This window comes from Lederbergia lenta NBRC 16444 (assembly GCF_001591545.1).
Lineage (GTDB): Bacteria > Bacillota > Bacilli > Bacillales > Bacillaceae_C > Lederbergia > Lederbergia lenta.
Genome location: NZ_BCVC01000001.1, coordinates 1,426,394 through 1,439,294, shown reverse-complemented (window position 1 = coordinate 1,439,294; position 12,901 = coordinate 1,426,394). Strand labels below are relative to the sequence as shown.

General features: G+C 34.6%; 13 protein-coding genes. 1 reads left to right on the top strand and 12 read right to left on the bottom strand.

The window, feature by feature from the left end; translation table 11 throughout:
* Window position 1: 1 nt before the first annotated feature.
* The 11 genes from BLE01S_RS06795 to BLE01S_RS06745 all read right to left on the bottom strand — a co-directional run bounded on the left by BLE01S_RS06795 (window position 2) and on the right by BLE01S_RS06745 (window position 9,886).
* Complete coding sequence (locus tag BLE01S_RS06795) at window positions 2–991, bottom strand: zinc-dependent alcohol dehydrogenase family protein (RefSeq protein ID WP_066138819.1); 990 nt, start codon at window positions 989–991, stop codon at window positions 2–4.
* 299 nt (window positions 992–1,290) lie between these two features.
* Window positions 1,291–1,800 (bottom strand): hypothetical protein, encoded by a 510-nt coding sequence (locus BLE01S_RS06790; RefSeq protein ID WP_082788674.1) that lies wholly within the window; start codon window positions 1,798–1,800, stop codon window positions 1,291–1,293.
* A 46-nt stretch (window positions 1,801–1,846) separates the two neighbouring features.
* The gene (locus BLE01S_RS06785) at window positions 1,847–2,569 is read right to left on the bottom strand and encodes an ATP-binding cassette domain-containing protein (protein WP_066138813.1); all 723 of its coding nucleotides are present in this window, start codon (window positions 2,567–2,569) and stop codon (window positions 1,847–1,849) included.
* The gene (locus BLE01S_RS06780) at window positions 2,569–3,369 is read right to left on the bottom strand and encodes a hypothetical protein (protein ID WP_066138811.1); all 801 of its coding nucleotides are present in this window, start codon (window positions 3,367–3,369) and stop codon (window positions 2,569–2,571) included. The genes BLE01S_RS06785 and BLE01S_RS06780 overlap by 1 nt, the downstream gene beginning before the upstream one ends.
* On the bottom strand, window positions 3,362–3,910 hold the full coding sequence (locus BLE01S_RS06775; protein ID WP_066138808.1) for an RNA polymerase sigma factor: 549 nt from the start codon (window positions 3,908–3,910) through the stop codon (window positions 3,362–3,364). The genes BLE01S_RS06780 and BLE01S_RS06775 overlap by 8 nt, the downstream gene beginning before the upstream one ends.
* 18 nt (window positions 3,911–3,928) lie before the next feature.
* Complete coding sequence (locus BLE01S_RS06770; protein WP_066138805.1) at window positions 3,929–4,612, bottom strand: hypothetical protein; 684 nt, start codon at window positions 4,610–4,612, stop codon at window positions 3,929–3,931.
* Complete coding sequence (locus BLE01S_RS06765; protein WP_066138803.1) at window positions 4,609–6,759, bottom strand: ABC transporter permease; 2,151 nt, start codon at window positions 6,757–6,759, stop codon at window positions 4,609–4,611. The genes BLE01S_RS06770 and BLE01S_RS06765 overlap by 4 nt, the downstream gene beginning before the upstream one ends.
* The gene (locus tag BLE01S_RS06760; protein WP_066138800.1) at window positions 6,756–7,631 is read right to left on the bottom strand and encodes an ABC transporter ATP-binding protein; all 876 of its coding nucleotides are present in this window, start codon (window positions 7,629–7,631) and stop codon (window positions 6,756–6,758) included. Before BLE01S_RS06760 ends, BLE01S_RS06765 begins: the two co-directional genes overlap by 4 nt.
* 121 nt (window positions 7,632–7,752) lie before the next feature.
* Window positions 7,753–8,118: a hypothetical protein gene (locus BLE01S_RS06755; RefSeq protein WP_066138797.1), complete on the bottom strand. Its 366-nt coding sequence runs from the start codon at window positions 8,116–8,118 to the stop codon at window positions 7,753–7,755.
* A gap of 219 nt (window positions 8,119–8,337) precedes the next feature.
* A complete protein-coding gene (locus BLE01S_RS06750) occupies window positions 8,338–9,360 on the bottom strand; it encodes a DUF4179 domain-containing protein (protein WP_066138795.1) in 1,023 nt (340 codons plus the stop codon).
* A complete protein-coding gene (locus BLE01S_RS06745; protein WP_066138794.1) occupies window positions 9,353–9,886 on the bottom strand; it encodes a sigma-70 family RNA polymerase sigma factor in 534 nt (177 codons plus the stop codon). The genes BLE01S_RS06750 and BLE01S_RS06745 overlap by 8 nt, the downstream gene beginning before the upstream one ends.
* Window positions 9,887–10,254: 368 nt before the next feature.
* Between BLE01S_RS06745 and BLE01S_RS06740 the strand changes: the two genes are divergently transcribed.
* Window positions 10,255–10,797 carry a hypothetical protein gene (locus tag BLE01S_RS06740; RefSeq protein ID WP_066138792.1) on the top strand — a complete coding sequence of 181 codons (543 nt, stop codon included), beginning with the start codon at window positions 10,255–10,257 and terminating at the stop codon, window positions 10,795–10,797.
* A gap of 110 nt (window positions 10,798–10,907) precedes the next feature.
* On the opposite strand, the gene BLE01S_RS06735 is transcribed toward BLE01S_RS06740, so the two are convergent.
* A complete protein-coding gene (locus BLE01S_RS06735) occupies window positions 10,908–12,395 on the bottom strand; it encodes an MDR family MFS transporter (RefSeq protein ID WP_066138790.1) in 1,488 nt (495 codons plus the stop codon).
* Window positions 12,396–12,901 lie beyond the last annotated feature (506 nt).

Sequence of the window (12,901 nt, the reverse complement as noted above, 5' to 3'; positions counted from 1 at the left end):
ATTAACTGAATAAAAGAGTTTTCCCTTTGTTTCCGCTAGAGGATTCAACAAAACGAATAGCTTCATGAACCTCTGATAAAGCATAATGAGAATTAGGGATCATAAGCCTTAGTTTTTTATTGTTTAGTAAAGTGAATATATAGTCAAAAGTTTCTTGCCATTTTTCCACGGATACTTGTTGATTCCAATGCCTTAAATGAAACATTTTGACTTTTACTTTTGTTTGTTTAGAAATTTTTGCCCAATTTATAGGTTGACCTGATAAAAGCCCAATAGTTAATATAATACCATCAGGTTGAAGGCAAAAAGCTAACTCTGTGCCCTCTACTCCGCCCACAGAGTCAATGGCGGCGTTCGCTCCACGTCCTTCTGTTAATTCCATTACCATGGAATGTAAGGATGTATCTGATGTATTTATTACATCTGAAGCCCCTAATTGGAGTAGCTCTTTAGTATGTACATTATTTCTTGTCACAGCAATAAGTCGAAATCCGAGAATATTAGATAGTTGGGCAAAGATCCTGCCAATTGCAGAGCCGCCGGCATTTACTAATAATATATCTTCTGGTTTAAGTGCTAAAACGTCTGTACAAGTCAGCCATGCAGTTAGCGGATTGATATATAATTGTGCCGCAGTTTCATCCCTAATAGAATGAGGTATAGGAACAGCCAGATTTGCAGATGTTCTCACAAATTCTTGCCACGTTCCTTCTCCGCGTAAAGGAAGAACGCGCCTGCCAATTAGGTCATGAGAAACGAAAGGTCCTATTTCTTCAACAACACCAACCCCTTCATAGCCAGGTATGGAAGGCAAAGAAATACGATGAGAATACGTGCCAAAAATCGGTAATAAGTCAGATGGGTTGATTGGACGCATCGTCATTCGCACAAGGACCTCCCCATTCATAGGTTGCTGAATGCTTTTGTTTTCCACTTTCAATACATTTTCAGGACTCCCAAACTCGTAAAACGTAACACATGTAGCTTTCAAAATGATAAGTCTCCTTTAAAATGAAAAGTCGATGTAATATTACTATTTTAAGTGAAATCATCTAAAGAGCCAATTTATGAATTGTGAGCTTAATACAGTATCCCTTAGATTAATACATATATTAAAAACCACCCTTTAAGGCCCTGCTAGTTAAGGGTAGTTTCATTTTTATTTATGATTAAATGATGGATTAGTAAAAATAAGAGCAACAAAACTAGTTTATAAAGTTAGCGGAGTTTTCTATCTTAGGGAAGTATAACCTTATATCCTAAACGAACATAGTAGACAGTTTTTTGTTATCAATGATAATTACCCCATAAAACATGATTAATTGATTGTTGGAATTCAGCTACTTTTGTAAAATGAAGCAACATATCTTTGTCGCTCGTTCCAACATATTCATCTTTATCTACATTATAATATTGAACAATAGTAACTTTGTATATGCCATTTTCAATATCAATTTTATAACGGGAACAATTTTTATCAGGTACTTTATCACTTTCGAATTGTGCTGCCATCGTAAGACAGTCATAATCAACTAAATATAATTGATTATCGGTTACTTTTATATAGCCTTCCGTTCGTCTAAAGCATTTATGTTCTACTGTATTTGTACCTATTTTCACTTCGACGTTCCATGAATGTTCAATGCCTTCTTCAGTCATCTGGCACACCAAAATATGTCCATTTTTCATTTCATCATTAAAATGTTTCAGTAGTATATCTAACTCCCAATCTTCATCTACAAACGACTTGTACTGCTCGGCATTGGCCACTCCGATCAAATTAGTATCACCAGCATCCATATAAAATCGCATTTTGTCCTCCCTTTATCAACTTAAAAAACTGAAACTATTCAGTTATGAAATTCAATTTTTCTTTTATTAGATCAAGCTTAGTCGTCCCTCCATAAAAAAGTAACCCCCCATTGTCCATATAGAGTAAGTTTACATCTTCCGATTGCTCTATATCTTCTAGTATATGTGTACTAATGATCACGACGCTATGAAAGGAAAGTCTTTGTAGTTTGCGTTTGAAAAATAATCTTTCTTTAGTATCCAATCCTTCAAATGGTTCATCAAGTATGCAAATTCTCGGTTGGTTTATGAGTGCTTGAATCAGTCCTACCTTTTGTAATTGTCCTCCTGATAGTTTACTGAGTTTCCGTCTTCTATATTTAGTTAAATTTGATTCTTGTAACCATCCCTCAACTGTCGATTTAACTAGCTTATGAGGTATTCCTTTATGATACGCTATATAGGTTAAATACCTTATGACGCTCATTTCTGAGTGACCTTTGAAATGCTGAGGCATGAATCCAATCATTGTTCTTACTTCATCTATGCTTAACTGCTTTCGATATTTTCCTATCTCATTGTCACTAATCAATGTAGAATAATTGATCTCTCCATTATCGGGATATAATCCAGTCGAGAGCAGTTTTAGAAGTGAGCTTTTTCCCGCTCCATTTTTTCCAAGAATATACGTAATGCCAGCTGTTAATGTGCAATTAAGCTGATTGATAATTTTCGTTTTTTCTTTCACATATGTGACTTCTTTTACCGTAATCTTCATTAATTTTTCCTCAGCAAACGTTGTTTTACTAGAATGCTACTTAATAAGAGTATAGAAACAGTGAATATGCAAGCATTTATGAATAAAAAATAATCATTTTCAGGCAATTGAAACAAAGAAATGTATTGGAATTGCTTGTCGAATAAAATTTGTGTAGACCACACAAATACTGTCAGGATAACTCCAGTCTTTTGTCCAAACCACATCGTACTAATAAAACCAATCACACCAAAGAAGAATAGTGGTGTAAATGCACCAATTAAATACAAATAGGAGTTAGTATTTCCAAGGATAAAAAAACTCAATGGCAAAGTAATTATTAATTGTAATCCCATCACAAAAATAAATCGTGTAAACATTTGCTGGATCAAAGGATAGTAACTTAATGTTTCAATGATCTGATTCCCTTCGTTTTTAGACCGAAATGCATAGCCCATGACAGCAATCATAATAAGACTAATCCATTTAATCCAAGCTAAAAAACCAGTCATTTCATTTTGTGTATTTTGACTAATCGTAATCGTTAAGATGAGCATGATAACACCAGTCAGTAACCAACTAGTACTCCCATAAAAATTCCATTGGGATAAAAACGCATTTGTCACTTTTTCCTTTATCGTTTGTGTAGTTTGAGCGGTTTCCAACTCAGTCCTTATATCAATAGGCTTAATCTCTTCTACTTCTTTTATTTTTTGAATTAAATCTATTGTATTTTCTCTCGTTGGCTCTGGGGCAGTAAATCGATCAAAACGTTCTTTCCACTCATTTTCTAATCCCGCTAACTCTTGTTTTTTACTCATTTGCCCCCACTCCTTTTCTCTCATCCTCAATCAACACGCCCTCAAGCTGTTTTAATCCACGGGCAATACGGGTTTTTACAGTATTGATGGGAATATCTAATGTCAAAGCGATTTCCGCATATGTCAAATCTTGATAAAAACGTAAATAAAGAACTGTTTGATAATCTATGGACAATTGGTTTAAAGAATCAATCATCCATTGTCTTTCCAATTGGCGATCGATAATATGATAAATCTGCCCATCTTGCATATTCTTATCCGTAAAAAACTCTCGCTTTGTTGAGGATTTTTTCCAATAATCTTTACAACTATTTGTCGCTATTTTGTACATCCACGGTTTAAAATGATCTGGAGTATAGCCTTTTCTCCCTTGTTGATAGATTTTCAGAAAAGTATCCTGGACGATATCTTCAGCAAGTTTTTCATCCTGTAGTAAACGATACACATAACCATATAGAGGTTTATGATATCGGAAAACAAGTATATCTAATGCCGAGTCATTACCACATGACAATTGGCGCATATAATCTTCGTCTTGCATTCCATTCCCTCCACATTTCTAAGCAGTTTTTCGCATGTATTGTAACAGAGCTAATCCGGTAAGTAGCCCGCCAATTCCGATATAAAACAAGCGATTATATAGAATCCAATGATTTTCTATCGCAAAAAAACCACTCTCGCCATGGACAAACGTATACACACTGCCATATTTAATTAAAATTACATTTAGATCGCCTAAAAATATACCGCCAAATTCAGAACACATCCAAAATAGAATCCCAGCCAATAAACCGCCAACTGAATGTGCTCCAATCATAGTACCGGCAACAACAAATCCAATAATTGCCATGTAAACTGGAACTGTAAACACTAAACTTTTCCATACAAAAACTCCCATGGTCGGTGTCAAAACGAGTGTTACCACACTTAATAAGCCGATAAAAATAACCGCTGCAAACAGAATTCTTTCCATCGTGAATTTCCATCTAGAAAATGGATATGTCATTACTTGTAGATAAAACTTTGAATCAAAATCAACGGATAAGCACCATTGCAATATGAAGATCAACCATAACGGGGCTGCTCTTTCATAAATCACACTTGTTAAATCCTCGATCGTATAAGATTGGGAAGAATAAATGATATACGCAGCGATTGGAATGAAGAGCATGGTGACAATGGCATATAGGGAGCGAAACCAAAGTTTTAGTATTAGTTTTAGTCTGATCCTTAATCCATTCATTCGTTTGTTACTCCTTCGTATTTTTGCAAAGCAGCTTCCATGTCAAATATGCTCTTGTCATCCAATTGCTTATATTGTGTATAAAGAAACTTAACTACTGTGTTAAACTCTTCTTTACTTCTATCTTCATAACCATTTAATACATCGATAGGCTCAGGAACTTCACTAACTTCACTTGGTATCCCCCATGTAGATACATACCAATTCTTTAAACCAACCATTTCATGTAAATGACTTGTTATCGACCATTCCATCGCTAATCCCAATAATCGTACGTCTTCATTCTCCCAACTTGCATATTCATTCGTTAAGTATTCAACTATCTCATACGCAATAATTGAATCATCCACATATTCAAGACCTTCAGCATGCCAAATAAGAAATTCCTGACTAGGTGTAGAACGTGTAAGATAATAATGTTCATCATTCAAAATATAAATGACTGACGGTGTCATAGGGATATCCAGCCAATCCTCAATAAATTTCCAGGCTTGTTGATTCTTTTTAACTGCATTTTTAGCACCGTTAAGAATTTCTGGATGACCAACTATCCGAGTTTGACCAACCTTTACTTCCTCCAAATTCCCACCAACTAACGACAAACCATATAGAGAGGTACCGCTGTATATGCCAGCTTCTACTTCTGGTATCGTCAAAGCAAGTGGTATGTTACTATCTTCGTTCATAATTTCAACTGTGAATTCCGTAGGATAATCCTCAACCAACCTAGCATTTCTTAGTTCGAATTGGACATAATTGTTATTATGCTCTCGCGCAATCACTAATTGGCGTTTTCCGATGAGTGGATACCATCCTGCTTCTTTTGGAAGATACACTCTATGATTCTGAATGAAAGAATGCTCCACGTAGCCTTCATCACGATATTGTAAAACACTTCCATTATAAGCCAAGTTTACATTAAACTGTTCACCTGGCTCAATCATCTGATCAAAATGGACAATGACAAAATCACTTTCGCGTGAACAAGTCATAACTGATTTACTTGAGCATTCCGTCACATTTAATGCCTGTTGTAATGTAAGATATACATCTTTAACGGGAGCATCACCATTATGCTTAATCGTTAATTGACTCCTGACCTTAATTGAATTGTCTGTTTTCAGTAGAGCCGATAAATTCATCTGCTCCACTGAAAACTCATATTTTGTATTGTCCAAATATGTATCATAATATGAATTTTCCCATTCCCATTCAGCTAATCCCTTTTCATCCCGACCCTCAAATCCAGTTACATAATGTTCCCCTGTTGTGACATATTGTTTAAATGCCTGATCATATTGCACATAGCGAATTCCACTTAATATAATTGTCGGTATAAGTAGTGTGGCAATCAATACGGGGATAATCTTTTTTTCTCTTTGTACCCTTCGGTTAGAGCGAAATAATAAAATAGTTACAAGTATAAAAATGCCCCCGAGTAATAAAACGATGAATTGGTGCAATATCGTGGTTCCAAATACCCGATCGATTCCCCATATACTTTCATAAGGAGATTGAATAAACATATAATCAAATGGCGTCAATAAGTGTACTCTCGGATTATCAAATGTTAATGCGACCCCGGTATAATCAAACGGAAGTCCTAAAGTTAGTAACAAAATAGCCGGAATAAAAATATAAGCAAACATATTTTTCAATAGAATACCAAATAAGAAACCAAGAGAAATAAGTAAAATTAATCCGCCTTCCATTTGAACAAATACATAGAGGACGTTTTTAACTAAATCTCCAAAAGATATTTTCCCAAGCAAAAGCCAACTTATTTGAACAAGTAAAGTGATGAGTGTGATGCCAAGCGCGTACGTTTGAGTGACCAGCCATTTTCCAATGATCCATTCTGCATTTTTCACTTGGTACGTAACAATTAAAGATTCAAATTTATTTTCCCGATCTTTATCTGCCATATATACTGCAAACAAGCCGATCATTAATAGATTCAATAATAACAACCACATAAATCCTTGATAAAAAGCAGCAGCTCGCTCTTCATAATGAATGGGTTGTATTTCATAAGATATAATGATATATCCCCAACAAAGTAGATTAATAAAAAGCGGAATTGCTAAAAATTTATTACGGAATAATTGTAGCAACTCATAACGGAATATAAGTTTAGTCATGTTCATATTATCACTCCATTGATTAAGGCCATATAAGCATCCTCAGTCGAAGGCTTGATCAACTTTGCATTTTCATGCGGAGATTCTTTTGCAATAATCCGAAAAACAGCATTCCCTGCTTCCCTTCTGCTTGAAATAATTAAGTGTTCTTTTTCGACTATATCGTAATTAGCATATGGTACTTGAAACTCCCAGACATAATTGGCTGCTTTTTGTGCTAGGCTAGCGGTTGTCCCTTGAAACAGTAACCTGCCATTATTCAAAACCGCTAATCTTTCACAGCTTGATTCGATGTCACTTATAATATGGGTCGATAAAATAATGGAATAATCTTTACTTAGTCTTTCAATTACATTACGGAAGCGTATTCGTTCCGATGGATCCAGCCCTGCAGTCGGCTCATCAAGGATAAGTAATTTTGGATGACCAAGCAGTGCTTGTGCAATACCAATTCTCCTTTTCATTCCTCCTGAATAACTTTTAATTTTTTTATCAGCATGTGCGAGTAGATTCACCTCATCTAGTGTTTTTTCAATCTGAGTTACCCTATTTTTTTTATCCATAACACCTTTCATTGAGGCAACATAATGTAAAAATTCTCTACCAGTTAATTGTCCTGGTGCATGGAAATCTTGTGGTAAATAGCCAAGTATTTTGCGAACTTTGTCCCCTTCCTTTAACAAATCAAAGTCATAGATCGTTACATCTCCAACTTTAAACGGAAGAATCGTACTAAGAATTTTCATTAAAGTCGTCTTACCTGCCCCATTTGGCCCAAGTAGGCCAAAAAGACCTGTTTCAATATGTAGATTAATATTGTTTAAAGCTTCAAAATTACGATATGATTTATGTAATCCTTCTATTTTCACTTTATACATTTGTTCTCTCTCCTTCATCTATCTCTTCTTCTTACACGAATGGATCTAATATTTTGTTTCGCTTATTTTGTATTATTAAATAAATATGCATACAAAAATGGTGACTTCAAGGAAGTCACCATTACTTTCCAGCTAATAATGCCTTTTTAGCAAGTAGCATAGTAATAAATTGAGGTATGATATTTAAACAGCTGACCAATATGAGTAAGTGGAGTGGTGTTAGTGGTTTAAAATAACCAGCCCAAGGCTCATTACCTTGCATTTTAGTAAGGAAATAAAATGATATATCCATGGAGATAATATTTCCTAGAATAATAGCAATTGTATTTTTTGTGTATTTAGCAAAGAAAGCGATTATTGAGGTAGAGATCACCATAAGGAGATATCCGATCATGGAACCATTCGAGAAATCTTGATACATCGAGAAATATACAAAAGGAAAACAATACAAGCAAATGAATAGTAGATTAAATCCAAGACATTTCATTACATACCGCCTTAGCTCTATGTAAATGACTAATTACTCCAATTATAATATGATCGGCGCAATATGGAAGTAAAATCCTAAATTAATAAACTAAGTAAGGGGATCAATGGAAAATTCGGTATTAAATGATGTATTATTCACTGTTAATCTTTAATCAATAAAAATAAATGACTGAAAAAGCGCCGGGTACTATTCCGAGCGCTTTTTCAAAAAAATGGCCTATTTACTTTCCGCTAAAGGAACAATTAGTTCTAATTCTTTTATCTCTTGCCTATAGCCTTCATTATCTATGTCTCTTGGGACAAGTGTAAACGACTGAGGAATCGTATCCATTGGCGGCAGGGTAAGGATCATATGGCGGCCGTTATTATTTGCCATTCCACCTTGAATTTTTATCCCATCAAATGTATTACCTTGATCATCGATCGCGTAGAAATCGAACCATGGCCATGTATCATTTTCATCCATTTCAGCGGGATAATCGATCAATAAGTCTATTCTTGTTGAAAGCGGTGAGAACGTTACTCTGTCGGCTGTTATACGATAACCTTCTGCAACTTTCTCGGTTTTTACCTCAGGATAAAACTCTCGAATATCACCTTTTATTTTTTCTAGTGGGAAAGCAACCTTCCATTTCCCTTTATAACCGAATAGATCTTCACCATGAATAGAAACCTCTATATTATCCCCGAATTCATCATAATTAGTTAATGTGAATTGATGATGTTCTATTATTGTTTTGGAATTAAGATCATCTTGCCCTGTGGAACTTATTGCGGTTTTGAAGGGCATTCCATTAATATGCACATAATTATATCCGACCGCTTCTTCATTTAGTGATAGCTCTTTTTCTCCCGTATATACAACTGTAACGATTAATCGTCCACCATCATAAACGGCTTCTTTAACTGTCATCGTTAAACCGCCATGACTATCCTGTTTATCTATTACAGTAGTTAGTTGATCGCGTTTGATGTTATCTGAGGCTATTTCACCAAAATCCTGGTAGATTGACCCTATGATCGGTATATTTGATAAAGCTTCTGCCATCCCAGTAGAAACAAATCCTGAGCCGAGTATGCTAATACATAAACCACAAGCAATCAGTATAGACTGTTTCATGGTTCTGCTGGTCCTTCTCTTTTTCTTTGCCTGGAATATAGCTGCCTTCTCCCGTGCGAGTAACTTGTCTAAAGGTATTTCAATCTGATCAATTGAATCGTTAAACTTTTCTTTATTCATGCATATAGCCCTCCTTTAAAATCGGTCTTAGTTCTTTCTTCGCTCTATTTAAGTGAGATTTTACCGTTCCTTCCGGGTAATTCAAGATCGAGGCAATTTCTTTTATAGATAAATCATGATAATACCTAAGCAATATAACTGTTTTGTATTTGGAATCTAAGAATTTGAAGGCTTCAGATAAATCCATTGAGATTGCGATGGACTCGATGTCTTCGCTGGATATTATCTTTGTAAAAATATCTTCATCATCCGTTGTAAAATATCGGGCATCCTTTCGTATAAAATCAATAGACTTAAAAACAAGCATTTTTGTAATCCAGCTAGAGAAACTCTCTGGCTTTTTCAGTGTTTTCAATGATGTATAAGCTTTATAAATTGTGTCCTGATAAATATCAAGCGCATCCTGTTCATTTCTAACATATGAATAGGCTGTTCTATACAATTTCTCACGAACAGTACCGATCAATTGTTCAAAGGCTTCATCATTCCCTTTTCGGGCCTTTTTTACTAATTTAACGATATCCATTTTTGATTATCCCCTCCGTTTCATAATAAAGTCGATTGAGAGAATAGAAACGTTGCAAAATAATGTAACAATGCTATTTCTATTTATTCTTGGATGAGCCAAAGAAATCTAAAACATGTTGGGCTCGTTTCTATATATAACAAAATTGTATCCATAGAAATATAGGTATTACAGGTACATTATAATGAAATAAAATGTTTGAACAGCATAATTTGCGGGCAAAGATTAATGAAACGCCACATATTAAATATTTAAACTCTATGTTTATTGTAATGGATTTGTAATAATTGAATTTACTTTGAAATATATGAAACTTTTTCTATTAGTTAAACGTCTATTATATACAAGCATCTGAAAGGGTGGTAAAAATGAAAAATAAATTTTATGCGATTATTCTAATGTCTTTATTCTTAATAGCGGCGGGAGCATTTCATTACGATGGATCACAAAGTAGAGCAAACGCAACCGAAAATAGTAATAAAGTGAGTGAAATCAACGCTGGAGAAACTCAACATTTAATAAACAGGAATAGTAAACAAGCTGAAAACGAGATAATTATCGATGGCGAACGATTTGAAAATATCATGGAAGAAGAAAAATTTGCAGATCTAAGTAAGATAGCACAAGACAGTGATGCAAATCTGTATGCCATCCCAAATAGCGGTCAATTTGCAATAGTAAAAGATGGAACGCCAATTTTTCGAATGAGCACAGGCATTAAAGCAGCGAGTGTGGATCATGTACACATACTTTCCGAAGCATTTGCAATAGGAGGAATGGAGGAATTTAACAATTTGCCTAAGAATATTGATCAAGTTTTGAAAACAGGTGAAGAAGTATATGTTGAATTAAGTGAATATGAAGGCTATGTAGTTTATCAAGAAGATGGATGGATCATTGTATCTTGGTAAATGCTTTCCAACACTCTTCAAAAAATAATACCCATCCCCCTTCCTATCTTTTGAAATAAAAAACGTCATCCATTAAAAATTGGATGACGTTTTTATTGTATCTAATAGGGTTATTCCCCTTCTTTTTGTGGTAGATCATCCTCTTTTGGCTCTGCACGGTATACAGTAAATGCTAAGATCACTGCTACAATAGATATGGCAAAAGAGATAAAATATACAAGTTCAACACCTGCCACCATTGCTTCACTTATTGTTGCTGGGTCTTTAGGATTATCTGCGTTTTGTAAAAAATGGAGCTGTCTCGCATTCATTATACTGATAAAAACAGAAACACCAATTGCGCCCGCAACAGGCTGTAATGTCGACATCACTGCCGTGCCATGTGGATACAATCGTTTAGGCAATTGATTTAATCCGTTTGTTTCTGCAGGCATCATAATAGCTGAAACAGTTAGCATGATAAGCACGTATCCAAGTATGACAACCCATAAGGATGTATCAGCAGTTAGTCTACTCATCATGAACATCGTCCCACTTAATACAATTGTTGCTGGAATCATTAATAATCTTGGACCGAATTTATCAAAAAGATGGCCCATAAATGGTGACATAATTCCATTTAAAATACTTCCCGGCAATAGAATGAGACCGGCAGTTGCAGCAGTTAAAGCTAATGGCCCTTGCATATATATCGGTAAAATAATTTCCGAAGCAAACATTGTCATGATAATAATTAAGAACATTAAAACCGCATGAGTAAACATGGGATATTTAAAAACCCTTAAATCCATTATTGGTTCATCTAGTTTTAGTTGTCTAAATGAAAATAAAACAATCCCTATAACTCCAACGATTATCGCAATAGCAACATTGGGACTAAGAAATCCATCTGCACTTTCCCCTACGGCACTAAAGCCGTATACAATCGAGCCAAAACCAATAGTAGAGAATGTAATTGATAATATGTCAATCTTTGGCTTTGTGACTTCTGAAACATTAATTAAATATTTGTAAGCAAATGCAATAGAAAATAAAGCAAAAGGAATAACTGTAATAAATAAATAGCGCCATCCTAAATATTCAACAATAATCCCAGAAAGCGTTGGTCCAATAGCAGGTGCGAACATGATTACAAGACCTATTAATCCCATAATTTTCCCACGCTTATGCGGCGGAAAAATCAATAGAAACACATTAAATATAATTGGCATTAATAAACCTGTTCCAACAGCCTGTGTTAAACGCCCTACTAATAATATAGGGAAATTAGGTGCAATAGCACTTATTATCGTCCCAATAGTGAAAACGATCATAGTGCTTAAAAATAATTGGCGGGTAGTAAACCATTGCAATAACAAAGCAGATATGGGAATAACTACTCCCATCACAAGCATAAATCCTGTTGCCATCCATTGCACAGTTGTTAAAGATATTGAAAATTCATCCATTAGTGTAATAAGGGCAATATTCAATAGCGTTTCATTTAATATCGCAAAAAAAGCACCAATAATGAGTGAAAGCATAATTGGTAAAACCTTAAAGTCAGGATTATCGGCCAAATATTCATATTTCTTTGGTTCGTTAATATTATCTTTCATATACAAAAAACCCCTTCTGTCTAAATCATTTTTTAATCACAATTTCTAGCTTGTGTTAAAAAGTAGACGAAAAGGAGTATGCATATAATAGGAAAAATATTGAAATACATTCACACGAGCAACTCTGTCAATGATATTTTAATAAGAGAGTAGTCTCTCTCCCTTTTATTATTTGGATTTCTCTTAAAAAGGCAGACCAATTCCGTTAACTCCACACACAAGTAGAGACTTTCAAAGCTATTCAATTAGCCAAGCAAAGTTAAATTAAACCAGAATTTGATACATACCATTTTAATAAAATCCTCCGTTCAAAAATTTGTAGTCCAAATGTAACATTTTTTTATCAAATTAGCAAGCGTATAACGCCTATTATTCTAATTAGCACTTTGGTTTGCGCTAATGTCAATAGCGGGCTTTTCTCGTTAACTCTCCCCTTCTTTTAATAAAATTGAGTTTAAATAACTAATAATTGAAATATATATTTTAATCCTATGTAACCTTTTTAA